At 65.3% G+C, this 26,936-nt stretch carries 18 protein-coding genes; 10 read left to right on the plus strand and 8 right to left on the minus strand.

Going from position 1 to position 26,936, the window contains the following annotated elements; all coding sequences use genetic code 11:
- The first annotated feature begins 117 nt into the window (after positions 1-117).
- Positions 118-330, plus strand: coding sequence for a hypothetical protein (locus LCD33_RS01240; protein WP_224966480.1), 213 nt, complete (start codon positions 118-120; stop codon positions 328-330).
- A 337-nt stretch (positions 331-667) separates the two neighbouring features.
- Here LCD33_RS01240 and LCD33_RS01245 read toward each other — a convergent pair whose 3' ends face one another.
- The 6 genes from LCD33_RS01245 to LCD33_RS01265 all read right to left on the minus strand — a co-directional run bounded on the left by LCD33_RS01245 (position 668) and on the right by LCD33_RS01265 (position 6,063).
- A complete protein-coding gene (locus LCD33_RS01245) occupies positions 668-805 on the minus strand; it encodes a hypothetical protein (RefSeq protein ID WP_224966481.1) in 138 nt (45 codons plus the stop codon).
- Positions 806-861: 56 nt separating this feature from the next.
- Positions 862-1,170, minus strand: a complete 309-nt coding sequence (locus LCD33_RS29280) for a hypothetical protein (RefSeq protein ID WP_308011207.1) — start codon at positions 1,168-1,170, stop codon at positions 862-864.
- Positions 1,171-1,189: 19 nt separating this feature from the next.
- The gene (locus LCD33_RS29285; RefSeq protein ID WP_308011208.1) at positions 1,190-1,360 is read right to left on the minus strand and encodes a hypothetical protein; all 171 of its coding nucleotides are present in this window, start codon (positions 1,358-1,360) and stop codon (positions 1,190-1,192) included.
- A gap of 133 nt (positions 1,361-1,493) precedes the next feature.
- A complete protein-coding gene (locus tag LCD33_RS01255; RefSeq protein WP_224966482.1) occupies positions 1,494-3,341 on the minus strand; it encodes a DNA/RNA helicase domain-containing protein in 1,848 nt (615 codons plus the stop codon).
- Positions 3,342-3,897: 556 nt separating this feature from the next.
- On the minus strand, positions 3,898-4,347 hold the full coding sequence (locus LCD33_RS01260; protein WP_224966483.1) for a hypothetical protein: 450 nt from the start codon (positions 4,345-4,347) through the stop codon (positions 3,898-3,900).
- Between the two features lie 1,194 nt (positions 4,348-5,541).
- A complete protein-coding gene (locus LCD33_RS01265) occupies positions 5,542-6,063 on the minus strand; it encodes a hypothetical protein (protein ID WP_224966484.1) in 522 nt (173 codons plus the stop codon).
- A 686-nt stretch (positions 6,064-6,749) separates the two neighbouring features.
- On the opposite strand from LCD33_RS01265, the gene LCD33_RS01270 reads away from it, so the two are divergent.
- Positions 6,750-9,431 (plus strand): tetratricopeptide repeat protein, encoded by a 2,682-nt coding sequence (locus LCD33_RS01270; RefSeq protein WP_224966485.1) that lies wholly within the window; start codon positions 6,750-6,752, stop codon positions 9,429-9,431.
- Here the strand turns inward: LCD33_RS01270 and LCD33_RS01275 are convergent, their stop codons facing one another.
- Positions 9,432-10,331: a serine/threonine-protein kinase gene (locus tag LCD33_RS01275; RefSeq protein WP_224966486.1), complete on the minus strand. Its 900-nt coding sequence runs from the start codon at positions 10,329-10,331 to the stop codon at positions 9,432-9,434. It abuts the gene before it with no gap.
- Between the two features lie 116 nt (positions 10,332-10,447).
- On the opposite strand from LCD33_RS01275, the gene LCD33_RS01280 reads away from it, so the two are divergent.
- From LCD33_RS01280 to LCD33_RS01300, 5 genes are all read left to right on the plus strand, one after another.
- Entirely contained in the window at positions 10,448-12,037 is a 1,590-nt protein-coding gene (locus LCD33_RS01280) for a PD-(D/E)XK nuclease family protein (protein ID WP_224966487.1), read from the plus strand.
- Entirely contained in the window at positions 12,034-13,128 is a 1,095-nt protein-coding gene (locus LCD33_RS01285; RefSeq protein ID WP_224966488.1) for a hypothetical protein, read from the plus strand. Before LCD33_RS01280 ends, LCD33_RS01285 begins: the two co-directional genes overlap by 4 nt.
- Before the next feature lie 2 nt (positions 13,129-13,130).
- The gene (locus LCD33_RS01290; protein ID WP_224966489.1) at positions 13,131-16,493 is read left to right on the plus strand and encodes a hypothetical protein; all 3,363 of its coding nucleotides are present in this window, start codon (positions 13,131-13,133) and stop codon (positions 16,491-16,493) included.
- Positions 16,490-19,159 (plus strand): pPIWI_RE module domain-containing protein, encoded by a 2,670-nt coding sequence (locus tag LCD33_RS01295; protein ID WP_224966490.1) that lies wholly within the window; start codon positions 16,490-16,492, stop codon positions 19,157-19,159. The genes LCD33_RS01290 and LCD33_RS01295 overlap by 4 nt, the downstream gene beginning before the upstream one ends.
- Positions 19,160-21,716: 2,557 nt before the next feature.
- Positions 21,717-21,899 carry a tetratricopeptide repeat protein gene (locus tag LCD33_RS01300; RefSeq protein ID WP_255616936.1) on the plus strand — a complete coding sequence of 61 codons (183 nt, stop codon included), beginning with the start codon at positions 21,717-21,719 and terminating at the stop codon, positions 21,897-21,899.
- A gap of 307 nt (positions 21,900-22,206) precedes the next feature.
- Here LCD33_RS01300 and LCD33_RS01305 read toward each other — a convergent pair whose 3' ends face one another.
- Positions 22,207-23,568 (minus strand): NAD-dependent succinate-semialdehyde dehydrogenase, encoded by a 1,362-nt coding sequence (locus LCD33_RS01305; RefSeq protein WP_224966491.1) that lies wholly within the window; start codon positions 23,566-23,568, stop codon positions 22,207-22,209.
- Between the two features lie 187 nt (positions 23,569-23,755).
- On the opposite strand from LCD33_RS01305, the gene LCD33_RS01310 reads away from it, so the two are divergent.
- From LCD33_RS01310 to LCD33_RS01320, 3 genes are read left to right on the plus strand one after another with little or no spacing between them, the layout of a single operon-like run.
- Complete coding sequence (locus LCD33_RS01310) at positions 23,756-24,910, plus strand: aromatic ring-hydroxylating dioxygenase subunit alpha (protein WP_224966492.1); 1,155 nt, start codon at positions 23,756-23,758, stop codon at positions 24,908-24,910.
- A gap of 36 nt (positions 24,911-24,946) precedes the next feature.
- On the plus strand, positions 24,947-25,876 hold the full coding sequence (locus LCD33_RS01315) for a 3-keto-5-aminohexanoate cleavage protein (protein ID WP_224966493.1): 930 nt from the start codon (positions 24,947-24,949) through the stop codon (positions 25,874-25,876).
- A complete protein-coding gene (locus LCD33_RS01320) occupies positions 25,863-26,810 on the plus strand; it encodes a 3-hydroxyacyl-CoA dehydrogenase NAD-binding domain-containing protein (RefSeq protein WP_224966494.1) in 948 nt (315 codons plus the stop codon). Before LCD33_RS01315 ends, LCD33_RS01320 begins: the two co-directional genes overlap by 14 nt.
- Positions 26,811-26,936: the final 126 nt, after the last annotated feature.

Here is a 26,936-nt window from a genome sequence, read left to right on the forward strand (position 1 = left end):
TAGAACATGATCGGCTTCCCGTGGGCTGCATGCGTGAGATCACGTCGTCCGCCGTCACCACGCGGGGAGTGGGAGGGCCTCGGGTAGAAGACCTGCCCGAAGAATTGCGCTTCGCTGATGGTGCAGGCTGGCGAATCCGGGCCGGATGGGCAATGCGTCGCTGGTCAGGATGGTGCCGCTGCGGTCGACTGCGATGAAGCCGTGTTCGAAGAGGCTGTCGCAACCGAGGAAGCAGGCGAGCATGCCGACGTTGTCGAAGTCCTTGCGCTCGTCCTCGGCGCATTCCGAGCGCTTCTTGATGTGGGTTCCGACGAGGAAGTCGGGTTGTAGGTGGTTGCCACAGAGCGCGCAGGAGTCGTCGGACGGTTCGACGGGGCGTTGTTTGAAGGCGGTGCGTTCGCGGCGCCAGCTGCCCGTTCCGGTCCACGTCGGTCGGTCCGTCAGGTACGGAGGTCGGCCGCAGGGTCTCTGCCGCCTGTCGGCTCTGCGTGGTGGGGGTGGTCAGGGTGTCGAGGTTGACGAGTTCAGCGAGCCTGTCGGCTTTGTCGCCGTCGTAGACGGTGAAACCCTGGATGAAGGTCTTGTCGCTCGTCTAGCCTAGCGCGCTGCGGATTTCTTTGATGGGGACGGAGACGTCGCGGAGGTTGGTGAGGGCGAACATGAGCTCTCAGGCCAGCCCGTCCTGGTTCCGTCCCCACAGGCGTTCGGCCATGGGCTCGTTGTGGAAGGTGAGGACGACGTGGCTGGCGAGGAGCTGCTTCTGCCGTAGAAGAAGACGGCGTCGCCCGGTTCGAGGCGCTGTCACTTGGAGACGTTCACGTCGCTGCGGCCGCGGGTCGCTCCCCAGAACCGTGCTGTGCGCTAGGGAAATTCGGTGCTCAGGGTTGTGAGAACGCGTGCGGGGAAGACGTCGACGTGCTGGGAGAAGGAGACTCCGCGGTCGATGGTGTCGCAGTGGTGCTGGGCGACATCGCGATCGTTGAGCGCTGCCGGCTGGAGCGCGATCCTCACGGGTCCTCCGGTCTGAGCTGGTCGTACTTGCGCGGTGCCCTTGGCCGGCTCCACCGGGTACTTGGCCGCGTTCGAGGTCATCTTCTCATCGAGCGCGGCCAGAAGGTCGATTTCGAGGACATCGGCCAACCGGAGCAGGTAGGCCAGCTCGTGCCGCACGTTCCCACCGGAGGACGGATCACGCGTGACCTGGGCTGACTGCTCGGGGGATGAGCCATTGGAAGAGCTCGAGGAGCTCACCGGCCTGGCCGACCAGGGCCATGGCAAGGTTCTTGGGCGTGTGGAATTGCTGCCAGTCGCGTTCGTCGGCGAAGTCGTGCAAGCGTCGCTGGAAGTTTTCAAGTGTCATACCGGGAAACCTCACGAGAGCCCACTCGCATTCTGCGGTAGCTGTCCACCCGTGCCGGTGCTCCATGGGGCCCTTGCCGGGGTCGTCAGGCGGGCGCTGGGCGGAGGAATATCCGTGGCATCGGGTCGGTGCGTCAGCGCGCGAAGTGTCGAAGGAACTCGTTCGTCTCCGGGTCGATGGAATGCACGCCGAGACCTTGCAAGCCCCTGGTCATCAGTACTTTGTAGGTGTTTCGGACCAGTCGATCGAAGAATCCGGGGGAGGTGTTCTTCAAGGACCGATCCTTGGTCTTGTCCTGCTGCGCGCACCAGCCGACCTTCTCCCTGAAGACGAGGTCTTCGCCGAAGATGACGCCAGCCCAGTCGTACTCGAAGCCTTGCGCGGTGTAGACGCATCCAACCTGACCGAATCCACGTGGGTCCGACGCCCATAAAGAGGCGGGTGGCGCGTCGGTGACTGACGCGTCAGGCGGCGTGTTCCACGGTCGGTGCCAACCGGGGATGTCGATGTCAGCAGCTAGCACCAGCTTCCCTTCGTGCTGCTTCGGGCGGCTCCAGTCCCAGCAGAATCCGGCCGAGATTCGGGCGGTTCCCCCGAACATCGAGGACCTCTGGAGCAGCCATCGCTCCAAGGACTGCGCGTTCTTCGTTGCGCGAACCACGTACTCGTCGCGCGTGCTCGCGACCAGGTCGGACCAGCCGATCGGATCCTCGTCGATCAGTCCGAGCACACGGACGACCCACTCGTCGAACAGCTTTGAACCACCGCACCGGAACTGACCTTCGAGGTCAACTACGTGGACCGCGTACCCGCGTTCTTCTGCAGCCGCCTTGATGTTGTCGGGCGTTCCTCGTTCGTTGGGGCGCACGACTTGGTGCTCGTCGAGCAAGAAGACCGGAACTTTTGCCGCGTCGATCAGGGAGTTGATCTGCCGACGTTCGTACACCGGCAGCGTTCGCCCGTCCGGTGATCCTCCACGGATGCGGTGGGCTTCGTCGCACACCAGAACGTCGAGGTCGTCCTTGCGTCCGGTCACGGTGTTGAAGTAGCCGAACATGTCGCTCGTACGCGGATCGCCTCGGGCGACGCGGTCCCTGAGCGTTTCGGTGAATGCTTTGGAACCTGTTGCGTGGAGGACGCGTTTGCCGTGTCGAGCCAGCTTCGTGAGCAGCGTCGTAGCGAGTGCGCTCTTCCCCGAACCGGGGCCTCCTCGGACGATGACCACCGTCTTGTCATCCGGGGTCCAGCTGGTGCCTGCTTGTTCGGCTTGAGCGACGGCGTTCAGGACGAGGTTGAACGCGACCTGTTGTTCGTCGAGGAGCACGAAGTCGTCGCGGTGTTCGAAGGAGTCGGCGGCTGTTCTCAGCAGCGTCCTCGCGGGCGCCTTCTCGGCCCGCAGCAGCTCGTCGGCCGCTTGCACGCATGCGGTGCGAGATTCGGAGTTCGTGTCCAGCAGTGCTCGTAGGTGATCTGTCAGGTCCTCTCGTTCGTCTGCGGCGTAGAGATGAACCAGACCGTGCGACTGGTAGTTGTAGAGCCCGTCGACATCGGAGTGGCTGGCGTTGTGCAGAAACGCGATCGCGCTGACAGGCTCCGCCCGCCGCGCGAGCGAGGGAGTGAAGTCGAGCAGCTGCTGGCAATACCGGCGTACCTGCGCAACAGGAGGAAGCTGGAGCTTCTTCACGCCCGACGCCCTCACCAGCCCATCGCCCACGGTGTCGGCGCGGCTCCACTGCTTCAACTCGACCAGGACGTATGACTGTTCACCCGACTCCGGGTGGCAGCCGCACAGAAGTGCGTCCACCCTCTTCGGGCTGTAGGGCAACCTGTGCTCGAGCAACACCTCGACGTGGCTGAGCCCGGCGTCGCGAAGCACTTCGAGCAGCACCGGGAGGCTGTTGCGCCACGCCTCCACTTCGCCGCGGTTCGAACTGAGGTCGTACCGACCACCGACGGCGGTGGCGATCTCCGCGATTAGCATCCCCTGCTCGGCTTTGGTGAGCAGCTCGGCTGCGCTCCCACGAACGTGCCGCAAACGATCCCCCAGCAATGTCAGCGAGTCGGTCCCGAAGTGGATCTTAACGCTGGGTCGTCGAGATGTGGTGCGGTTCGATGGTTACGCACGCGTCGCTGGCTGGGTCCGACATCGAGGCACAGGTGCAGAAGAGGCCTCGAGAACCGTTCACCGGGGAATCGCCTCGCTTGTGGTGGCGAGATACGCGAGGTGATGAGAGGTCCCCAGTGCAACGGGGGTGGCTCGTGGCACCCACGCCGAGCTGGATGTCGGCGGCGGTCTCATCGCGCAGCTGCCGCCATGGTTCCTCCTTGACACGAGGTGCCTCCCAGGCGGAGGTCCGATTGAGCAGGCGCGGGATGGAGACGGCGAGCAGCGTGGTGGGGCGGAACGGTGCAGCTTCGGCAACGATCCGCAGACCCTTGCCAGCGAGCTCCTCGAGTCACGGAGAGTTCTCTGGAACGTACTGGAGATCGATAATCAGATCGAGCTCCACGTTGTCAACTCCGTTCTTTCGAGCAGCTCAGACAGGCGCGCTCTGGTGAACTCGGCTGGTCTCGCGGATGGCGCCACCGAGTCCCATCTCCTTGCTCAGATTCCTGCATGCGGACAGCACGTCGTCTTCGACGTCAGATCGAATCACGGGTTCGAACTGGACCGGGTACGAATCGAGGAGATGGACGGGCCCGTCCAGTCGGTCCGCCAGCGTGCGCAGGGCGCCAGCGGGTCCGCTGCCGAAGCTCGGCATGTGAGTGACTTCGGTTGCATCGATCATCAGATGGCGCCCGGACGCGTGGAGGCTCCGTGCCACTTCGTCGACCTTGTCGAGCTGGCTGTGCGGTGAGGAACTCGGTACCAGCTCCAGCAGCGGTTGCATCCGGCGGATCTGCGACTTTCGGTTCCATCTGCGAAGCGCGGTGAGTTCGCCTTGTTTCGCGTGGAGCGCCACCAGCGCGCTGAAGCCTTGGGCCACGATCACAGCTCCATCCCCGCAGCTGTGCCAGGTTCAACCACGTTGAACACTAGATCTCCTAGCCACAGACGACCATCCGCCGGAGGCCTGAATTGATGGACCGCGCATCGTGTGCGGGGGCGCCGTGCTCGCTGAGCTGAGGCCCTAGTTGCTCTTGGCGGAGACGTGACGAGGCCAGAGGAGAGCTGGGAGGGTGCGTATCCGAGAAGGATTTGCACCTCCACTGGTAACGACGCAGGTCAGGACGCTCAGGAGTTGGGCGGTTCACAACATCTGAATCAAAAACCCCAGGTCAAAGGCTTGGCCTGGGGTTGATTGCGTGTCCGAGGGGCGAGTTGCGCACTAACCACACGGCTTCAGCTTCCCGAAATCGGTTGAAGCGCTTGTTGTCTCCCGACGGGGCGTCCACCTGGGACGCTTTGGCGTGGCAGGAAGTTTTTCCTTGTGAACTGCGAAGATATCGGCTGGGCCCCGCTCGGGACAGGTGCTATCGGGTGTCCCGACGTGCACCTGAAGGGCTCCGTGGTGCGCCTGAAGTGGAGGCTGCCTGTCCCGACGGCTCTACCGGGGAATGTCAGCGCCCTGGAATGTGGGAGTCCAGGAGGCGAAGCAGGCCCTCATTTGTAGCAATCCGGCGGCCCTCGGGCGTGTTGTCTTCGGGGCTCCTCAATGAGAGCGCCCAAGACCTACGACGATCCACCGCGCGAGTAAACCGGCGAGGTCCGCCGCAGCCTGGCCAGGTCGAGACCTCTGTTCCCCGATGATGAGAGGGGCCGTGAGGGGAGATCGGCGGGGGCCGGAGCTGCTAGGAGAGTGTGTGGAGGGCTGGGTAGGTGACGCGCACAGCTCCGGCTCGGTGGCCGCCAGCAGCAATCGGCCGAACGGGATGTCGAGCGTGCGGTACGAGGACCACGACGCGGCGCTCGCGAGCCCTGACCGACTCGGTGAGCTCGCGGACGCTCTTCGCCGCCTGGGCACCCCTCACAAGCTCGAAGAGTGCTTCGCCGGCTGCCGCCGTCGACCTGACACTGGACCTGAACAGCGGCTTCCGTCGGCCTGCACTACCTGCCCGCGTTCTGCTCCAGCCAGATCCACAGCTACGCCCAGCTACCCCCGCGCCGTCGGCACAGCCTGCGCCACCAATCTCCTCTCACTGGTAAGACCCTCCCCGGCGTGGAGGCCGCCTGACCACGCTCAGATAAGGGAGTTGAGCTGGCCGACGGCTGTTCGGGCGAGCTCGCGCGCGCCCTCCTCGGCTCCCTCCGCGGCTCCGGTCGCCAGTGGCCCGAGGAGCGCGCGCAGCGCGGCCAATCCGCGTTGAATCCTGCCGCTGTTCGGCTCCGGACGAGCCGCCTCCTCCAGCACGTCGCGGCCGGTGGATTCGGCGATTGTTAGGTCGGTCTCGCCGAGTTCGCAGGAATGCAGGTTGCGCATGGTCAGCAGCACGGAGCTGGCGAGTTGCTCGAAGTCGAGCGCGGTCTGCTCGTTTCGCGTACCTGGGTGGCGCACGTCCTCCCAGCTCAACTGGGCCTGGTTGCCAGCGATGTTGATCACCGGGCCGTTGTAGATGTTGGTGGCCACGCTGTTCAATGGCGCGTCCGCGCTCCCGTCGGCGACGGTGGACGTGTTGTCGGTGCCTTCTGGGGACGAGTGCAGATTGGCCCGACCGACGCGGTGCTGGTCGGTGGTGTTCGTCGGCGTTTCGACCTCGTTCATGTCGAGTCCTCTTCCTCAACTTGTCAGTGGTGCTCCTGCTTGAATTCGAGGATGGGTAGGTGTTGGTGGGGCTCACGATCTTCGTGCGTTCGGCCTGGTGGTGCGGAAGGTCGGTGGGGCCCGGGGGGGGGGGGGGGCCCCCGGCCCCCCCCCCCCCCCACGACGGTGACGCGGGGACCGCCGGTGCCTGCTCGGTCGGCGCCGGGGTGCGCGGGGTGGCGGACCCGGGGTGGGGGGGGGGGGGGGGGGGGGGGGGGCGGGGGGGGGGGCCGGGGGGCGGGGGGGGCCCCCGGGCCCCCGGTCGCGGCTCGAGAGCCGTTCGCGACGCGTTTAGACGCAGGTGTCGTGGATCAGACGGTGCGGATGACCGAGATCAGGCCGCAGCTTGCGCGGGTGTCCGCGGTGCTCCCCCCGCCGCCGATGATCACCCGGCGGTACGAGATCTCGCTTTGACGCATGCTTCTTCTCCTTCTCTCCGCGATTCGGATCGCGGGTCGTGAACAACTATTACTGGTTGACAGGTGCGGGTACTTGCGGTACCTGCCCTGCGGCGGTCGGTTGTCCTACCGGTCCGCCGACGAGGAGAAGACTGCAACCTCCGTGTGGGGAAAACGTGGGGAGGAGCGTGGGGAAGGCACCCACACCCGATTGGCTGTTACCTTCCGGCTGCGTATTGACCAGGATGTATGGCCGTGGCGGAAAATCTTCGAATTCGGTTGCTTGGAAGGGTTGCGGTGCTCCTGCACGGCGAGGTCCAGCAGCCGCAGCACCCCAAGGTGCTGGCCGCGTTGGCCGCGGTCGCGTTGACGCGGAACGGACGGATCAGCGATGAGCGGCTCGCCGAGCAGCTGGCGGGCCGGAAGGGGCCGCTGACGAAGGTCACGCTGCGCACCTATCGCCGTGATATGCGGAAGTTGTTTCCGGGGCCGCTGGCCGTGTTGGAGCGCGACAGAGGAATGACCTGTCTCGCAGTCGAAGACGAGCAGATCGACCTCTGGCGGTTCCGGAAGCTGATGGCTGACGCCGACGAAAGCGATCCGGCATTGCGCGTGGAGATGCTGCAGGAGGCGAGGAAGCTTTGGGACTTCGACGAGAAGCCCTTGTCCGGGATCGGAGACGACGTAGACTTCTCAGTGAACATTTCAGTGTTGCAGCAAGAGCGCGCCGAGATGTACCAGAAGCTGATCGATGCAATGGCCGAGCGCGCTGACGTTGAAGTCGCGTACGCAGTCATCGAAGAGGCTCGCCGGTGTTGCCCGGGAGAGATTGACCGGTTCGAAGGCGCCGCCCGCGACCTGGCCCGCCGAAACCGGATGCAGCCCAGTGAGGCGGCGCCGAACAATCTGCCGAACGTTCGCACCCACCTGTTTGCGCGAACAGAGCACTTGGCGCAGCTCGACGAGGTCCTATCGCCACGAACGGATGCACCGCAGGTGGCGGCGATCACCGGCCCGCCCGGAGCTGGCAAATCAACCTTGGCGGTCAGCGCGGCGCGGTCAGCAGCCGTCAGGTTCCCGGGCGGAGTGCGTTACGTGGATCTGCGCGGATATTCCGAACATCAGCGCAAGACGACGAAGCAGGTGGTGGCCGAGATCTTCGGCGGCTGGGATCTGAAAGTTCCGGACGGTGGCGAGCAGGAGTTACTCGGCAGATTCCTCTCGGAGATCGCGGCTCGCAGCCCGTTACTCGTCTTCGATAACGTCGTGGACTTCGCACACGTGCAGGGACTCCTGCCCGGCTCACCAGACACGGCGGCGGTCGTGACCAGCAGATCAAGGCTCGTCGATCTGCTGGTATCGAGAGGAGCCGCGGAGGTGGAGTTGGAACCGTTGGACGATGCTGCGTCCCTCGACTTATTGGCGGAGATGATCGGTACCGAACGGGCGCGCAGGGAACACAAGCCGGTCGAGGACTTGGCGGCGGCGTGCGGCGGATCTCCGCTGCTGCTCACTGTTGTAGGCGCCCAGATCCGGCGACGCCCCAAACGGAGCATCTCCTTGTTATGGAAGGAGTGGGAGAACCACCAGAGGTTCCTCGGGTTCCCAGTGCCCGGACATCCCGGTTTGGAGCTGCGCGCGGTGCTCTCCTGGTCCTACGAACAGCTCTCGCCGGTCGCGGCGCGACTGTTCCGGGCGTGCGGACTGCATCCCGGTTCCGCGGCAGTTGGCCGCGACGCGCTCTTCCACATGGTCGGTGGGCCTCGTGCCACGCTGGGTGAAGGGCTCGACGAGCTGATCGACGGCAATCTGCTCCAGGAGGTGCGAGACGGGCGATACCAGCTGCACGACGTGATTCAGCCGTACGCTGCCGACCGAGCGATGGCGGACATGACCGGTGCGGAACGGGACGGCCAGCGCGAACGGCTGCTCGAATACCTGCTGCACGCGGGCTACCAGTGCGATCTGAAACTGGATTCCGGCCGGGAGCTGAAAATCGGATCTCGGCCCGCGGACATGGTGCTGCCAGAGCCGGCGAGCAAGAAAGAGGCCGTGAGGTGGCTCGACCGTCATTACCCGACCTACACGGCGATGCTGAACGATGAGGGGCTCGATCCGCCTCTGCGGTACTGCGTCCTTCTTCCGCTTGTCCTGGTGACGTTCCAGTGGCGGCGAGGCCATTGGAACGACGCGGTGAAACACCTCATTCGGGCACGGAATCTCTGCACTGGTCCGAAGCCGGCCTGGCCGGAAGGTCAGGACCCCGGGACACAGATGCTGATCTTACGACTGTTGGCCGGCACGTATCGGTTGCAGCGCAAATACCCCCTTGCTGAGAGCAATGTTCGGCAGGCGATCGGGATGAGCGTGCAGGCAGGAAACACCTTTGGGGAGGCGACAGGTCGGCAGCTGCTCGGGGTGCTCCACGAGAAACAGAAGAGGTGGGAGGACGCCCGTTCCGAATTCGAGAGGTCTGTGGAACTGTTCCGATCGCAGGACGACGCTCGCGGCCAGGCCCACGCGCTCAACGGCCTGGCCGGCGTGGAGCGCGCGTCCGGTCGGGTTCCGGAGGCGCTCGATCGGGCGCGTACCGCTCTGCAGTTCGCGAAGCGGGCATCCGACGCGAACGGTCTGGCGGCGGTGCACCGGAATCTGGCCAGTCTCCTCGCAGAGCAGGGGCGGCTGGTAGAGGCTGTGAAGCACTTCAGCTCTGCGATCGAGGTCTATGTGGAGCTTCGCTCCGAGCACAATGAGGCTCGGGTTCAGAAGGCGCTCGCCGAGCAGTTCGCTGCACTCGGCGACGAGATGGCGGAGCGCCGTGCACTGCGGCGAGCGAGAAAGCTCTTCCAGGAGATCGGCGACCTTTCCGAAGAGGACCAGAAGGATCAGCAGCAGGTCGAACGCCGGTTGGCTCATCTTGAGTCTTCGTGATCACCCGGCAGGTTCGAGCTTTGGCGGATTCCGGCGAAGCCACGCCTCGGGGTCCGCGTCCGGGGCCTGTGGATCGGGCCCGGCGCTCTCCGGCGGGAGCAGCGTAAGTAGTCGTTGCACGACCTCGGTGGCGGTTCCCGGCCGGCGGTCGATATCGCGTGTCACCATCTGTGCGACGAGCTCTCCCAGCTCCAGCCCGAGATACCGACTGATCCACTCCGGCGGCTCGTGCACCTCCTCGCTCCTGTTCCAGCCCTCGTCCTCGCCGTACGGAACCTCGTTTGTGATCATCTCGCAGATGACGCAACCGAGTGCATAGAGATCGCTGCGCACGTCGACGAGCGAACCGTCGATCTGCTCGACCGGCGCGTAACCCGCGGTTCCCCCGGGTTTCGGCTGATCTTCGAGTCGTCTTGTGATTCCGAGATCGAGCAGATGAACCATTCCATCATGATCCACCATCACGTTGCTCGGTTTAACGTCGCGATGCACGGCTTCCCGGTGGTGCACCGAGGTCAGGACCACGCCGAGCTGGATCGCGATGGCTATCGCGGTCCGGCGCTTTAGCGGGCGGTGGTCCAGCAGGAAGTCATCCAGCGATCGGCCATCGACCAGTTCGAAGACGACGTAGCCTTGCTCGGCGGTCAGATCTGCCATGTCGAGGACTTTTGGGATTCCGGGGATGCCGCGAAGCTCTATGCCGAACTCGCCTTCTACGATCAGCCGTCCCTGCCTCTCGGCAAACCAAGTGGTCGACTCCTCCCAGCGTGCAAGCAGCGTCTTCACCGCGACCTCGTGACCGGTTCCGATCTCCTCGGCTCGGAAGAGTCGGCCCATGCCGCCGCGCCCGAGTTGGCCGGTGATCCGGTAGCAGCCAGCCACCACAGTCCCGATCTGCACTGTTACCTCCAGATAGTGACGGCGATGATGATTGTCGCCTCGGCTGCCGAGGCGCCATCGAATTCACCCGCAGGGAGTAGAGCCGGTGTGGGATGATAGGCAGCACTGGAGGGTGAATGTCGAAGTGGATTGTACCGAAGGGTGTCATCGGGAATGCCCACACGATCGAGATTTGGGCGGGAACGGTCGGCTCTGGAACATTCCGGTGCCCGATAGGAGATGCGCTTCGCGTGCGTCGCGGGATCTCGCCGGAGATCGCGTCGGGGCCGGCGAAGAAGCCGGAATTGGTCGATTTCGCACTCCAACCGTTCATGGAAGCGCTCGACAGAGTCGAACGAGACGGCGAGCTCCCCGTGAATGTACTAGCGGATCTCGAATCGGGCAAGCGGTTCGGCCCGATTCACCGCGGTGTGCGGCGCTGGGCAGTCCTCGCCACGCGCAACTATCTTGCCGCTTATCCGCCGGGCGGGACGGACTGCGAAGATACCTCCTGGGACCCGGTGATCCCCGGGTGGATGTATCGGCGCAGATTCGTTCCTCCTGACCAGCGCGGGATCAGCAACTACCGGATCCGGATCTGGGGCCGCTGCTACCGCTCGACGGACGGCCGGGTACACGAGATCAGGTTGCCGACCTACAGCAGTGCTGGTCGGGAGCGGACTAAGGCGGAAGAGGCAGTGGCCGCGTTCGTAGTCGCGAGCGCCAACCCGCATGTTGAAATCGTGCGGGTTCGCGAATTCCACTGCCTCGAAGGGAAAGTGGGTCCTCTGCTATACGAGGGTTCCCCCGCCGAGGCCGTCGATTTCCATCGGAAGGTAGGTGCGCCGGCGCTGGCCTCAGTCGTGAATAGCACGGAGTACCGCCCCGGTGATCCTTGTGTGAAGTGTCGTTACCGCATTGGTTGCCGCGGACTTCCCGCCGCACCGGGCCTGCTTGGGATCGAGGATCGGAGCAGGCCGCGTCGCACCTGGTCCGTCAGCAACGGGCGGTACTATCGAGCCTGCCCCGCGAAGGATCACCTCCGCAGATCGCGATTACCCACGGCCTGGGAGGTGGAGCGCAGCGCGACGGCCGAACGCGGCCGGTCGATCCACGATCACCTGCACGTCCGGCACCGGCACAGGCCGCAGGTGCCTTGCGCGCCGGACGAGGAGGCGATGTGGAGTTCCGAACCGGATGGCGCGGAGCACGGTGTCGCACTGCGGATGCTCCGGCACCACGCGGAGGTGTGCCCGTTGCGGGGCTTGCAGGCCGGAGCGGAGCTCAGGTACGAACCGAGCCTGACGTTCGACGACACCAGTGCGGACGTGGTGGTCAAGGTCGAGCCCGATCTGCTCTACTCGGATCGCGGCTCGTGGGTCTGGCGCGAGGTAAAGACCACCCGCGCGACTTCCTCCCGCCGGTTCGATTCGCTGGAGTCGTTGCCGCAGATCGCGCTGGCTGTGCTCGTTCTCGGACAGCGACTACTAGGTGGCGACCGGCGGCGTTCGCGGGTTGAGCTTGAGGTGCTGAGGCCGAACGGTGTCGACCTGCGGCAGTTCGACCCGTTCTCGCGGGATCTTCAGGAGGATGCCCACCAAGTGATCCGGAAGATGGTCGTCGACTGGCACCGCGACGAGGAGTTCGCGCCGCGGCCCGGCCTGGAGTGCGCGCGTTGCGAAGTGCGCAGGTGGTGCCCGGACGCATTGCCGGAGAGCAGCGCATGACCGCGGCACCGGACGACGTCGAGGTGGTACGGACGGTGGCGCGGGGCATCATCGAGCTCGCCGACGTAGCGGACCCAGTTGCGTTCTCCTTGCCCTACCCGCCGAGCGCTCAGCGGGCGCTGGACTTGTTGGTGAACACCCTGATACGCGTGGGTGGCGAGCCGCCGCGGAGCCTGCCGGGCATGGTCCGTCTGTGCCGGACGGAACCGCTTCGCGAGTGGGGCCTGCGCTTGCCCGCCGATCTGTCCACAATCGACGAACTTTTCGTGTTGCGGCAGACGGCGAGTCCTTCGCGGTTATGCCTCGAATGGGCACATGACGGCGTGGTGAGCGACGAGCGAGTCCGGGATCTCCTCCGGGCCCTGGACGAGGCTGCTCCGGATGAGGAAACCTACGAAGCCTGCCGGGCCTTCGCGGTATCGCGTCCGATGGTTCCTGGGACGGAGTTCTGGGAGCTCAACGGCGGTCGGTCCCGCCGGGTGTGGCGCAAGGTGCGGGACTTCTACGAACCGTTGCCGGGGATGTTCGTGCGCGACGGAACCGTAGCAGTCTGCGGCAGTTGTTCCTTCCCGATGATTCCGGTCGATCAGCCGAAGTCGGAACCGAAGTCGAAACGGGAATGTGGATGGGAATGCGAGTGGGAGTCCTGCCTGCGTGATCGGCCCCCTTCGATCCACCCCGTAACGGATTCCATCGCCCTTCCTCGCGGTGTGCGCTGGGCATTCTGTGCGCCCGGTCGCGCGGAGGCGGACGTGCGCCGGGTAGCGGCGGCTCGCGGAGCGTGGATGAGCTACCGGAGAGAACTTTCCGGGGCCTTGAGTATCGGTTGGCCAGGTGGTGAGCAGTGGGAAGTGTTCATCAGGAATCACGTCGACCCGGCGTTGCTGGCGAGATCGGTGAGCCGCTCGGTCGGCCCGGCGAGCGCGGATCGCTGCCTTGTCGTGCAGGTCGGGGGCAGGCTCGTGGAAGGGGCGGAATTTCGGTCGATCTTCGAGCGGAACCTTGCCATGGAAAGCTCGGGCTGGAGCATCGTCGGCACCCACGAGTTCGCCGACCTGGCAGCACGGGCCGGAACGACTGGACCGGGGTGACGATGCGCAGTTCCGCTCCGCTGTTTGCGGAGATCGTGCAGATCATCAAGGCGGCCAGTGATTTGAAATCACAGCAGATCCACGACATGCTCGCCACGGAGCTCGGGCTGCTGGTCGCGGAGCAGATCATGCCGGAGAACCCGGTCCGGGGCGCGTGGACCCTGTTCAGTGGTTACCCGTTTGCCACACATCGGGGACTCGTAACGACGGAACAGCAGCGCCGGACGCTGAGCATAGCCCGGTTCGAGCTGTGGACCCGCCGCCGACGTTCAGCGTGGCTAGATGCCCTCGACCGTTACAGCGAGTTCGACGAGGGGCTACGCGCCTACTGCAAGATCGACCTCGACAGCCCCGCGGAGCGGCGGACGCTGTCGGTGGCGCCCGACCGATTTGACGTCTACGAGTCCCTGATAGCCGGCCCGGCTCCGTTCGAAGGAGGCCCCATCGAGACGGCCGAGGCCGGCCCGCACTCCTTCCGGAGGGGCCAGGAACTCGTCACCGTCCACCTGCCGGACGTTGACCTGCCCGAGCCGGAAGGACACGACCTCGGCGAACCCGCGCGCAACGGTGGCGCGCCGCATCGGATCACGAAGAGCGCTCTCGTCGAGACCGCGAAGGAAATGGATCAGCGCAAGAACGCGCGTTGGGAACAACGCCTGGGGACCTCTCGGCTGTTCACGAAGTTGGACGACGAGTTCGTCATCACCGACGACCCGTCCCTGGACCTCGACGGTTTCCTGCACCTGCAGGGCATCGTCGGAGCGGGCAAGAGCACATTGCGTGACGTGCTGACCGTGCACTGCGTGCGGAAGCTGGGGATGCGGGTGACGATCGTGCTGGGCGACGTCGCCGAGTGCCTGCGGCTGACGGATCTGTTGCAACTCCACGGTTGCAAGGCCGCGCCCATCATCGGCCAGTCCAATCGCGAGCAGCACGCTCAACGCCTGCACCGGAGGCAATCCAGTAGGGGAGCGGTCAACCTGCTCGCGCACGACGATCCGGGCTTCGAGTACCTGAGCACCACCTGCCTGCTCAACACCTTCCTGGACGACGAACCGCTGACGGCCAACGAGGTTCCCTGCACCACCCTGCGGTCGAACGTTCGTGACCGGACACGGCGAAGTCCTGTGTGGACGCTCGACGGAGTGGAGCCGCGCTTGGGGCGCAAGCGGCTGGCTTGCCCTTACTGGACCGGTTGCCCGCGGCACCACGGAGCACGCGAACTGGTCGACGCCGACGTCTGGATCTCCACCCCGGCGAGCCTCATCGACGCGAGGGTTCCCTGGCCGCAGAACGGGGAGCGGATCAGGTACTTCGAGCTGGCCTGCCGGCGCAGCGACCTGATCATCGTCGACGAGGCGGACAAGGTTCAGATCCAGTTCGACGCCATGTTCGCCCCGGCTGTGCCCCTGGTGGGGCGGTTGAGCAGCTCGTGGCTCGACCGGCTGAGCACGCACAAGATCGAGGAGCTTGCCATCAGCGGGCGGGTCCAGCTCTCGGACAGTGATGTGCAGAACTGGTCTGCCGCGCTGAACACCGCCACGCTCGCGACGGACCGGCTCTACGGGCTGCTGGTGCGGGAGCACGACATCCGGAGGTGGTTGCGCTCCGGCCACTTCAGTTCGTGGAGCCTGCAACAGGATCTCGTGCTGGACCGCTACGAGATTTCGGAGGAGGCGGGGCCTGCCGCACAGGCCTTGATCGAGGGGCAGCGCAGAGAGCTGGAGGAGATCCTTGACAGGTTCCGCGACGACCCGTTCGGCGACCGGTCGGACGCCGAACGGCGGCCGGATCCGGAGCTCGTCCGCCTGACTAGCGAGCTGCTCCACACCACGCGACTTCCCCGAACTCGGGCGCAATTGCGTCGCAAGCTTCATCGACTACTCCGGTTGGACGAGCACGACGATCCGGATGGTTTCCTGGAGAAGTGGGGACAGCGGTTCGAGTTCACCCTCTTGCTGGCCGCGTTGGAGCCGAAGCTGGCGCTGATGACCGCGATGTGGCCGCGCGTGCAGGCGGCGCTGAACCTGGAGTTCAATCAGCTCTACCGGAAACCGATCGACTACGGACCCGTGGTCCCGGAATCGCCGATGGGCAACGTGCTCGGCTTCCAGTTCCACGCAGAGTCCGCCGACGCCGGCGGGGTGCACAGCGGTGAGCTGCGGTTCTTCCAGTGCGCGGGTGTCGGGCGGAAGATGTTCGATGCCATGCGCTCGCTGCCTGCCGCCGACGGGCGCAGCAGTCCGCATGTGCTGCTGATGTCCGGCAGCAGCTGGGCGGGTTCGTCGACCAGGTATCACGTGGACTTCCCCGTCGATGCGTTGATCGCTCCGCAGCAGGAAGACATCGACAAGGTGGCCCGCAGCGATTTCCGGTTCCGCCCGGTGAATCCGGGCCCGCACGCTCTGCGCGTCTCGGGATGCACTGACCCGGACAAGCGGATAAAGGTCTTGGAGCAGCTGGCGGTGGAGCTGGGGGGAAGCAACGGGCCGGACCTCAGCCCGCTGGAAGCAGAACTAAGGGAGATCGGCGACGACGACCGCTGGCGGATCCTGCTGCTCGTGGGCAGCTACGACGAGGCTGAGAGAGTGGCGGACAAGCTGCACGGCCTCCGCCGCTGGAAGGGACGTGTCCGCCGGCTGGCCAGGGACGATGACGAGATCGGGCCCGATTCCGCAGACCGGTCGCCCGTTCTCCGCCGCGGCGACGTCGAGACGTTGGCGCAGACGAACACGGAGTTGCTGGTCGCACCGCTACTGGCTATCGAGCGCGGGCACAATATCCTCAACGAGCTGGGGAAGGCAGCGATCGGGTCGGTCTACTTCCTGGTCCGTCCGAACCCGCGGCCGGACGACTTGGTCCTCGCGGTGCACGCGGTGAACGACTGGTCGGTGCGGATCCAACGGGACGGCCGTTTCGCCATGTGGGTATCTGGTGCCGACACGCTCGACGCGGCAGGGTACGCCTTCCGCGCGGAGGCGCGGCGGGAGTGGCGGCGCGTGCTCCGCAGATCGACCGCCTGGTCCCGGCTTGGCGACGATCGCGAGTCGTTCACCTGGGACATGCTGGTGGTGATCTGGCAGGTGATCGGCCGCTTGGTGCGCGGTGGTGTCTCCGCGCGGGTCACCTTCGTCGACGAGGCATTCGCCCCCGAGTCGGCTGCTGGCAGGGGCATGGACACGGCTGATACGAGCCTGCTGGTCAGCATGTACGCCGTTCTGCAGAAATACCGCTCGCCCGGCCCGGCGAGCCCCGGAGCCCCGCCCCGGCACGAACAACAGCTGGTGGAGGGCCTGTACGCGCCGCTTCACGAGGCTCTCGAGCGATGCCTAGAGGACATGCGAGCGGGAGGACCGACCCGATGAATCCGTTGATCAGCCTCACCGCGTACGAACTCGCCCGGCCGCTGATCAAGCCTTTTCGGACGATCGAGTTCGCGCCGGAATGGCGCCGGCAGCTCCTCGCGGCGTACCAGCGGACCTTCGTCCGCGGTGACGTGCCTCGGGGTCTGCCCACCAACTCGCTCAACGACCTGTTCCGAGCCGCCGTGCCGGAGCTGATCGCGGCCCGGGGCGCGACCGATGATCCGGCGAATCCCTGGTTGTACACTGTCCAACCGCCCTCGGACGCGAAGTTGGTCGTGCTGCTGGAGACCTGGGTACGGCACGTGCTCAGATCGGGCGGAAACGCCGAGGCATTCGACGAGGAGACGGTCGTCGATCTGGTCGACGGCCTGGCGGAAGCACTGCCCCCGTGGTCGCCCACGCCCGTCGATCTTGCGGCCTGTACCCGGACGGCTGGCGGCACGATCGTACCGGACAACCGGCTGTATCAACTGCTGCCGGAGGTGGTGGCAGCCCGGCTGGCCGGATCGACCTACCAGTTCGGCAGCGCGAAGCTGTCCTTCGGCACTGTGTCCGTAAAGGATGGTGTTGAGCTCGTATCCTGGCCGCCGGAGAGGCATCCGCATAGGGGCAGGGACTGGTTCCATTCCCTGCGGCTAACGGTCTCGGTGCACACCGTTCCGTTCGCGAACTCCTTTCGCGTGCACGTCACGTCCGGGGTTCGACGCTGGTTGTCGGGCGTACCGCTGGAACTCGACTCCCGCGGAGCCACCGCCTACCTGCGGCTGCCGTTCAACGGTGTGGAACCGGGCGCGGCGGCGCCGCGCCTGCTGGCAAACCGGTTGCGCTACGACCGGCGCAAGCGCCGGGTCGAATGGGCCCGCGAGAGCCTCGCGCAGCTTCTGCCGCAGTTTCCTGGGACGCTCGCGTGCCCTGGTGCAGCGGAGCTTGTCCAGGATCCGGACCGTTGGCGGAGGGGAGTCGACGGCACCGAGGCGTGGCTGCCGTACAGCACGGCGCGTGGTGGCGAGCACGGCGTCGGAGCAGGCTTGCTCCCCACCGAGCGCTCGGCAATCGACGAGTGGGTCGAGAAGGTGCTGAGCCCGGACTTCGTCCGTGTTCCGGACCTGGTCCGGGCGACCCGACGGGCGAAACCGAAGAAGTGGTCCATGACATCCCCGGCCAGCACGGTGCTCGCTCCGCGCCGGATGGCATCGCGGAAGGCCTCGATCGCTGCTGTGCTGTCGGGGCGCCGATTGAAGATCTGCATCGGATTCCAGAACGAGCACATCAAGGTGGCGCTCCTTGACGCGCTGTGTGAGCTGCTTGGACTCGGACCCGTGCAGGGCTCGTCGATGTCAATCGTGGAATGGCAGCTCGGGGACTTGGCGGTGGAGGTCTGTTGCGAGGAGTGGGGCGTCCTTGTCTCGGAGCTGAACGTTCCAGGAGGGCTCAAGCCGCAGGAACGTCGACGTGCGCTTGCGGGAGCTGGCGCTCGTCGGCGGGCCGAGATTCGAGGCCACTTCGGTGCGCCCGATCCGGAGGACCCGGTTTCGCTGGTGTTCGCCGAGCTGCGGGGAGCCAGCAGCTTCAAACAGGATCAGGATCCGAAACAAGCGATCCGAGCAGGCTGCGCGGAGGTCCGGCGGCTGACGCAGTTCATCACTCCGGATGAAGATAACCTCAGAGAACGGGCGAGATGGGCGGTGCTGGACGGGCTGCGCCAACTCGGTGTGGTCGACGCAGCGGATCTGAACGTCGGCGTTGAATTCCCCGCTGAGTTGCAGCACGTCGGACTGTGGATCGCTCGGAAGAATTCGACAGGGCCAGGACGCCAGCGGAGGCAGATGCTGATCGCGGTGCGGCACCGCCGCCGAGGCAACAGATATCTAGTGGACGGCTGGGACGAGCGGTCGAAGGAATGGGTCCCTTACGCGGAACTGCTGTTGAGCCTGGGTACGGCGGAGGCTCCGGAGGACGGCTACGGTCATGGTAGGAGCTGGCAGGAAACCCGGAACTACGCGCAGGAACGGGTCAGGGCGATCCTCTACCAGCTGCGCAACACCCCGGCCGTCGTCATGGTGCAGGCGGGCAACATGCGTCACGTCTGGCCGTGGCTGACGACCGGCCAGGTCGTCCGTGACATGATCGGATTCGACGGAATGCCTGCTCAGCGGTTGGACCTGCACGGTTCGGAACTGCGCCTGGTCCAGGTGCGTGACTCGACGAACCGCGACGAGGTCCCGCAGTGGTACGCCCCGCGCGACACAGAGCCGGCGGCTGGGCACGCGAGCGGGTTGTGGCAGCCGGAGAATGCTCCAGCGAACAACCGGGTCTTCCTGAGTACCACCGACGTCACCTCGCAAGGAGCACAGCGGCGTGGGGCGGTCAAGTACGCGGAGTCCGGCGCGTTGCCGCAGATCTCTGGGTGGAACCCGGGAATTCGGGAGATCACCGTGCTGGGCCTGCCGTCGAGCGGAACAGCCGATGAACAGCGCGAGGGGTTGGACGATCCGTTGGTCTGGGCCACCCTCGTGCACCAGCTCCGCCACGTCGATGGCTACGTCCCGCTGGGACTTCCGGTGCCGCTGCATCTCGCCAAGCACGCGGCGGAGTACGTCCTGACGATTCCTAGGGGAGCCGTGGCGGTCGCCGATGACCTTGCGGAGGACGCGCAAAAGCCCTGATCCAGTGAACGTCCCCGGTGCTGTGGACTCCGAATTCGGTGAGGAAGGCGGTGGAGGCTTCGGAGATCGCGTCGACGGCTCGATCGAAGGCGGCCGGGCGTTGTGAGCCGCGGGGCTCCGCGTGGTCGACCTCGCCATCAGGCGCCACCCACCCGAGGGCTGACGTGGGTGTCCCGCATCGTGCGCCGCGCTCGTGCAGGCGGCGGCGTATGGCACCCGCAGCTGTCTGTAGAGCCGGACGGTGTCCGAGCTGTTCCTTGGAAATACCGCAGATACGCATCGGGGCACCGTGGCTAGACACGTGCCGATCAGGGTTGCGCAGATGGTGGTGACCGGCGGCGGTGCCGGTCACTCGATGACTGAGGCGATCGCGGCGGTTAGGCCTCGCGGCTAATGAACATGGCGGGCGAGGCCTGAGCCTGTGGGTAGGTGGGTATCCCGACGGGAGGCCCCACTAGCAAAGATGCAGGTCGGAAGACTGAGGTAAAAGTGGTCATCCATACGGTCACGAAGAAACCCCAGGTCAAAGACTTGACCTGGGGTAATGCGTGTCCGAGGGGCGAGTTGCGCACTAACCACACGCATCGAGTTGGTAGCGCATGAATAGTGGCATGATCAGGCACTGTCCGCCCGTCCCAGCGGCTTCTCTACGACGGGACAGGCGTGCAACTTGATGAGCTGCAGTTTTGTAAACTCCGACTGCCGCGTCACTTGCACGTTGGGTGTCCCGCACTGTCCCGCGCGCCCCTCAGGACGGTCAATCGGCGTGGTACTGCGCGGGACGGGACACAGTCTGACTGCCATGCAAAGGGCTGAGTCTACGACAGCTATCAGGCTAACGGTCAGAAGTGATCGATTTGGTCATTCCTGGCCAGGTGAGTTAAGAGCTAGGGCTGGCGAGCTCGCTTTCGTCGGTAGCCTTTGTGGTCCGGATCTGCCGGTACCGAAGCGGGCGCAGAAGCGCACTCCGGAAGTACGCCCGAAGCTGTGCATGTTCAAGCAGAGTCGATGCGGACTATCTGCGCATTGACGAGAAAGTGACGGGTCGGACCGGCCCCAGTGATGCGCAACCGTAGTTGGTGTGCCAGACGAAAAGAACCCGTGGCGCGTAGTTATATTCAATCAAGGTTCCTTTTTTATTCCGGAAGATATTTTGATGGCAACTATAGGAGCTGCTTCCGCATACGAAGCTCCCTGTACATCGAGACGCAACCATGTCGCGCGATGCGATACAGTGTGACCAAGGTGCCTGTCGAGAGGATACAATTGGGAACGCCGATGCGCGACCAGTCATATTTGAAGGATTGCATTTCTGTTCTGCAAGGGTTTTCTTCTGTGGATGCAGCACGTTTTATTGGGCAGATCAAGGACGGGTTTTTCCTGAATCCAGAGACCCCGAGGCGGGGTCAACCGACGCCCAACGAAGACACTGTCGAGTTTATCCAAGAGTGCGAAAAGAATCTCGATACTGCGATAAGAAAACTATTTCGTGAGCTTGATAAGACCAGCTTGGTTGATTGCGTAACCCTAGCTGTTCTCTTTGGGCAATCTGACCCTAGGGCCGATACCGTAACGGCGCCTGCCAATTCATTCTCTTACGAGATTGAACTGATAGCGTCATGCTGCAGTTCAATCGAAAAAACCGGGAAAATCCGAGAGAGGAGGCGCAAGCGGTCGGCGCGTAATGCTCTTCAGCAGGCACGTATCATTCGAATCATTTCACAGTATCTGAACATTAGCAATAAACTGCTTGGCCAGCCTAAAAAATATGAGGATTTGGAAAACCAAAGAAAATTTCAAGATATTCTTGTCGAAGAGTGGGTGTCAGTTCGAGGTGCATTTAACACGCGTTACGACTGGGCGTATTCAAAACGACTGGCATCCCGCCTCTCGGATCGAGGATTCCCTCATCCAGATTTAGACATCATTTTCACTGGACTAAACAATACTATATCCCGATGGTCGAGAGTCGTGTCCGATTTCCAGAAATCAGTGAGCGGATTCGCTGAAATTGGTTGTCTGCTGCGCCAGCATACTTTGCTAGACCGCCGAGACTCGGGAAAGCTTTCTCGGCGACTTTGCTTGTTAATATCACAAGCATCGAACCGTCTAGTTTTGCGCCGCGAGGAGATGTTTTCCGGGGTTCCGGAAGAGAAGCTGGATCAGGTATTCGAGTGGACACGTCTTCTTAGTGTTAAACCGGAAACAATCGGTAAAAACTTTAGCTGCAGGCGCGCATTTGACTCACCGTTAAGAAAAAATCCCTTGATTGAGACAACCACAGGCTATCTGATAACTTTGACACACATTCTTAGTACTGACATTTCTATCGTACTAGAAAAAGTTCTGTCGGCTGAGCCAGGTGTGCAATATTATCGTGCGCGAGGGGAGGAAGTCGAGTCTTCCGCCATCTCAATGCTTGCCGGAGTGCTCGAAGGTGCACAAGTGGTTCACGGCGGTAAATACCACGGTGAACGTAAGGGTGAGCTTATTGAGGTAGATGGGGTAGTTCTATGTCCTCGGCCCGGACCACCCCAACACTCTGACCACCCGGCACATGTACGCCTCCTTGCGAGGTCGAGCTGGGGACCCGGCTGGAGCCGCCGAAGCGTTCGAGGAACTGCTGACCGACCGCATCCGCGTCCTCGGCCCCGACCACCCCGCCACCCTGACCACCCGCGGTAACCTCACCCACTGGCGGGGGGAGGCTGGGGACCCGGCTGGAGCTACCGAAGCGTGACGGCAGGCGGCCACTTTCTTCCAGACAGCGAGTTTCCGCTTGTCGTGCACAAACCATCCCGGGCCACATCCGGGGCACATACGAGCCGCAGACGACGAAAGCCGATGACAACTGATCGACACTCCGCGGCTGCCCGCAGCGCAGCTGTACCACTGCTTCCTCGCTGCGAGATCTTTTTTTCGATTGGCTCCGCCACGAGGGAAAAAGCCGTCCTCGCGAGGAAGCAACTGAGAACCCGCGGCGGTGCCGGTTGCTCTGGTGGTCACTGCTCAGCGGCTTCGCCGCTGACCGCCAAGGACGCGCGGGTTCAGGGGATTCTGATCATCTTCTTGTTCACGAACTCGGCGAACGCGGCGCGGCCGAGTTCGCGGCCGGTGCCGGAGCGCTTCACCCCGCCGAAGGGCAGTTCGGCGCTCTCGGCGCCCACCGCGTTGACGAAGACCATGCCGGCTTCGAGCCCGTCCGCCACTCGCATCGCCTGTTCCCGGTCCGGTGTGAACACGTAGGAGCCGAGGCCGAACGGCGTGTCGTTGGCGACGCTGATCGCTTCCTGCTCGTCGGCGACCCGGTACAGTACGGCGACGGGCCCGAAGAACTCCTCGTGGTGCGCGGGATTGCCGGGCGCGACATCGGTGAGCACGAGCGGCGGGAAGAAGTTCCCCCGCCGCGCCGCACCGCGGTGCGCGGTCGCACCGTGCTCCACGGCCCGCTGCACCTGCCTCTCCAGCCGGTCCGCGGCGGTGGCGGAGGACAACGGTCCCAGCGCGGTGCCGGACAGCGCGGGGTCGCCCGGTTCGATGGCGTTGAACGCCGGAATGAACCGCTCCGCGAACGCGTCGTAGAGGTCGTCGACGACGATGATGCGCTTGGCCGCGTTGCAGGCTTGGCCGCCGTTGTCGATGCGGGCGGCGATCGCCTGGCCGACGACCGCGTCCAGGTCTTCCGCCCCCAGCAGCACGAACGGGTCGGAACCACCGAGTTCCAGCACGACCTTCTTGAGGTGGCGCCCGGCGAGCCCGGCCACCGTCTGCCCCGCGCGTTCGGAACCGGTGAGCGACACCGCCGCGATGCGCGGGTCCGCGATCAGCCGCGCGACCTGGTCGTCGGTGGCGTAGATGTTGGTGTACGCGTGCGGCGGCAGACCCGCGTCGACGAACAGCCGCTCCAGGAACGCGGCGGAATCGGGGCACTGCGGCGCGTGCTTGAGCAGGATCGCATTGCCCAGCGCGAGGTTCGGCGCCGCGAACCGCGCGACCTGGTAGGCCGGGTAGTTCCACGGCATGATCCCGAGCAGCACCCCGAGCGGATGGGTGCGGACCAGGGCGCGACCGGACTCCACCGGGATCTCTTCGTCCGCGGCGCAGGACGGCGCCACCTCGGCGGAGTAGCGGTAGATGTCGGTGCAGAAGTCGACCTCGCCGAGCGCTTCGTCGATGGGCTTGCCCATCTCGCGCACGATGATCTCGGCCAGTTCGCGGCGGCGTTCCGTGTGCAGGTCGCCCACTCGGGCCACGAGCTCGGCGCGCCGCTCCACCCCGGTCGTGCGAGCCCAGGACGACTGCGTCCGCGCGGTCGCGCTCAACGCCGAGTCGAGCGCGTCGTCGGAGATCGTCGGAACCGTCGAAGTTCTCTCGCCAGTCGCGGGGTTGACAACCGCGTAGTCGCTCATGCTCGTCCTCCTGCTCGGCGGCGGTGTCGTTCCGGCGCATCATGACCAACGGTTGAACGAATGTCCAGCAGTGCCGCCCGATCGGCCGTGATCGAGCCGGTGCGGAGGGTGTTCTCCGGTTCGATGTGCTGCGCCGCATGGGAATCGGGGATTGAACGATCGTACAAACAGACCTATGGTCGAGGTCATGACGACTCTCACCACGGACGAAGTCAAGGCGATCTCGCAGGGCTACGACGCCGATCCCGGGCGGTCCATGTCGCTGCGCGCGGAGGCCTACACCGACGCGAAGTGGTACGACGCGGATCTCCGCGCCATCTTCAGCCGCACCTGGCAATGGGTGTGCCACGTCGAACAGCTGGCGAAACCCGGCAGCTACGTGTCCGCCACCGTCGCGGAGATGCCGATCGTCATCGTGCGCGACCGGTCGGACCGGCTGCGCGCCTTCTACAACGTCTGCAAGCACCGGGCGCACGAGCTCGTGTCCGGCTCGGGCACGACCCGCGCCATCGTGTGCCCCTACCACGCGTGGACCTACGACCTCACCGGTGCGCTGGTCGGTGCGCGGCAGACGGACCGGATGGAGACGTTCGACAAGTCGGAGATCTGCCTCGACCAGGTCCAGGTGGAGGAGTTCTGCGGGTTCGTCTACGTCAACCTCGACCCGTCGGCGGCGCCGCTGGCCGAGCAGGCTCCCGACCTCGCCGGTGAGATCACTCGCCGCGCCCCGGACATCGCCGGGCTCACGCACGCCAAGCGCCTGCACTACGACGTGAAGACCAACTGGAAGAACGTCATCGACAACTTCCTGGAGTGCTACCACTGCCACGTCGCGCACAAGGAGTTCGTGTCGCTGGTCGACATGGACACCTACGACGTGAAGACGCACGGGATCTGGTCGAGCCACTTCGCCGATGCGGGCAAGTCCGAGAACACCGCCTACGACGTCTCGGGCGCGACCGTCACCGAGCACGCGGTGTGGTGGCTGTGGCCGAACACCTGCCTGCTGCGCTACCCGGGGCGCGGGAACTTCATGGTGTTCCAGATCCTGCCCGCCGGGCCGGACCGGAGCCTGGAGACCTGGGACTTCTTCCTGGAGAGCCCGGAGCTCACCGAGGTCGAACAGCAGTCGGTCTCCTACATCGACGACGTGCTGCAGGTGCAGGACATCGACCTGGTCGAGAGCGTCCAGCGGGGGATGAGCTCACCGGCGTTCGACCAGGGACGGATCATCTACGACCCCGAACGGCAGCCGGGCCTGTCCGAGCACGGCGTGCACCACTTCCACGGGCTCGTCCTGGAGGCGTACCGGACGATCGCGGCAGGTCGCGCCACGCCCTAATCACCCGCCCCTCCCACAGGATCGAGGTGCGGCTCCATGCCGAAACCCGTCATCATCACCTGCGCCCCGACCGGTGGCATCCACACGCCGACGATGTCACCGCACCTGCCCATCACCCCGGACGAGATCGCCACGGCCTCCATCGACGCCGCGGAAGCGGGCGCGGCGATCATCCACCTGCACGCCCGCGACCCGGAGACCGGGCGGCCGGATCCCCGGCCCGAGCTGTTCCAGCGGTTCCTGCCGCGGATCTCCGCCGCGACCGACGCGGTCGTCAACGTCTCGACCGGCGGCGGCCTCGGCATGAGCCGCGAGGATCGGCTCCGCGCCGCGGTCGCGACCTCGCCGGAGATGGCGTCGCTCAACGTCGGGTCGCTGAACTTCGGGATCTTCCCGATGTTGCAGAAGCACGACCGCTGGAAGCACGACTGGGAAACGGAGTTCCTGGAATCGACGCGGGACCTGGTCTTCAAGAACACCTTCGCCGATCTCGAGCACATCGTGAAGGAGCTCGGCGGTGAGCACGGCACCCGGTTCGAGTTCGAGTGCTACGACCTGGGCCACCTCTACAACCTGGCCTGGCTGGTCGATCAGGGCTGGGTCGAGCCGCCGTTCTTCGTGCAGCTCGTCTTCGGAGTCCTCGGCGGAGCGGGCGCCGACCTGGACAACCTGGTGCACATGCACACCATCGCCGAGAAGCTCTTCGGCGATTCCTACGAATGGTCGGTGCTGGCGGCCGGGCGCCACCAGCTGCCCTTCGCCACGCAGGCGTCCATGCTCGGCGGCAACCTCCGGGTCGGGCTGGAGGACAGCCTGTTCATCGGGCCGGGTGAGCTGGCCCCGTCCAACGCCGCCCAGGTCCGCAAGATCCGCACCATCGTCGAATCGCTCGGCCGCACGGTCGCGACCCCGGCGCAAGCCCGGAGCCGGCTCGGCCTGAAGGGAGCTGAGCATGTCGCGTTCTGAGTTCACCCGGGTGGCGAGCCTCGGCGGCGGAGTGATCGGCCAGAGCTGGACGGCGCTGTTCCTGGCCGCGGGCACCGAGGTGGCCGTCTTCGACCCGGATCCGCAGGCGCCGCAGCGGGTGCGCCGGGCCGTCGAGACCGCGTGGCCGGTGCTGACCGAGCTGGGCCTGACCGACCGCGGCGGCCCGGACCGGATCGAGTTCAGCCAGGACGCGCCCACCGCCGTGGACGGCGCCGGCTTCGTCCAGGAGAGCGTTCCCGAGCGGATCGGGCTCAAGCACGAGCTCTACGCCGCCATCGAACCCGCGCTGGACCCGCGAGCGGTCGTGGCGTCCTCGGCGTCCGGGCTGACCCTGACCGAGATGCAGGGCGGATGGCGCGATCCGTCGCGGTTCGTGCTCGGCCATCCGTTCAACCCGCCGCATCTGATCCCGCTGGTCGAAGTGGTGGGCAACGAGCGGACCGGGCCGGGAGCGGTGGACCGGGCCCGCGCGTTCTACGAGTCGGTCGGGAAGGTGACGATCGAGCTCAAGCGCGAAGTTCCGGGCCACGTGGCGAACCGGCTCCAGGCGGCGCTGTGGCGGGAAGCGATCCACCTCGTCAACGAAGGAGTGGCGAGCGTCGAGGACGTCGACACCGCAGTGTCCGCGGGACCGGGCCTGCGCTGGGCCGCGATGGGGCCGACGCTGCTGTTCCACCTGGGCGCGGGCGAAGGCGGGTTGACCTCCTTCGGCGAGCGCTACGCCGACAGCTTCAACCGGTGGTTCGACGACCTCGGCCGCCCGCACCTGGACGCCGACACGGTGCGCGAGCTCGTGCGCGGGCTCGCCCCGACCACCGACGCGCACTCGGTCGACCTGCTGGCGCGCCGCCGGGACGAGCTGATCACCAGGATGATCGGCGCCGCGCGGCAGGTCACCGGCGGCGGATCGTAACCGCCCGCACCGGAATCGATGCCCCGGGGGGGGGGGGGGGGGGGGGGGGGGGGCGGGCCGGCCCCCCCCCCCCCCCGCCGCGGGCGCCCCCCCCCCGCCCCCGCCCCCCCCCCGCCGCGGGGGGGG

The organism is Saccharopolyspora sp. 7B (assembly GCF_020177435.1).
Lineage (GTDB): Bacteria > Actinomycetota > Actinomycetes > Mycobacteriales > Pseudonocardiaceae > Saccharopolyspora_C > Saccharopolyspora_C gregorii.

Excerpts from the sequence above, each read along its gene's own strand:
- LCD33_RS01285 (WP_224966488.1), top strand. The coding sequence starts at position 12,034 with ATGACCGCGGCACCGGACGACGTCGAGGTGGTACGGACGGTGGCGCGG.
- LCD33_RS01300 (WP_255616936.1), top strand. The coding sequence starts at position 21,717 with ATGTACGCCTCCTTGCGAGGTCGAGCTGGGGACCCGGCTGGAGCCGCC.
- LCD33_RS29285 (WP_308011208.1), bottom strand. The coding sequence starts at position 1,360 with ATGACACTTGAAAACTTCCAGCGACGCTTGCACGACTTCGCCGACGAA.
- LCD33_RS01270 (WP_224966485.1), top strand. The coding sequence starts at position 6,750 with ATGGCCGTGGCGGAAAATCTTCGAATTCGGTTGCTTGGAAGGGTTGCG.
- LCD33_RS01290 (WP_224966489.1), top strand. The coding sequence starts at position 13,131 with ATGCGCAGTTCCGCTCCGCTGTTTGCGGAGATCGTGCAGATCATCAAG.
- LCD33_RS01310 (WP_224966492.1), top strand. The coding sequence starts at position 23,756 with ATGACGACTCTCACCACGGACGAAGTCAAGGCGATCTCGCAGGGCTAC.
- LCD33_RS01295 (WP_224966490.1), top strand. The coding sequence starts at position 16,490 with ATGAATCCGTTGATCAGCCTCACCGCGTACGAACTCGCCCGGCCGCTG.
- LCD33_RS01265 (WP_224966484.1), bottom strand. The coding sequence starts at position 6,063 with ATGAACGAGGTCGAAACGCCGACGAACACCACCGACCAGCACCGCGTC.
- LCD33_RS01255 (WP_224966482.1), bottom strand. The coding sequence starts at position 3,341 with ATGCTAATCGCGGAGATCGCCACCGCCGTCGGTGGTCGGTACGACCTC.
- LCD33_RS01305 (WP_224966491.1), bottom strand. The coding sequence starts at position 23,568 with ATGAGCGACTACGCGGTTGTCAACCCCGCGACTGGCGAGAGAACTTCG.
- LCD33_RS01280 (WP_224966487.1), top strand. The coding sequence starts at position 10,448 with ATGTCGAAGTGGATTGTACCGAAGGGTGTCATCGGGAATGCCCACACG.
- LCD33_RS01320 (WP_224966494.1), top strand. The coding sequence starts at position 25,863 with ATGTCGCGTTCTGAGTTCACCCGGGTGGCGAGCCTCGGCGGCGGAGTG.
- LCD33_RS01315 (WP_224966493.1), top strand. The coding sequence starts at position 24,947 with ATGCCGAAACCCGTCATCATCACCTGCGCCCCGACCGGTGGCATCCAC.
- LCD33_RS01240 (WP_224966480.1), top strand. The coding sequence starts at position 118 with ATGGTGCAGGCTGGCGAATCCGGGCCGGATGGGCAATGCGTCGCTGGT.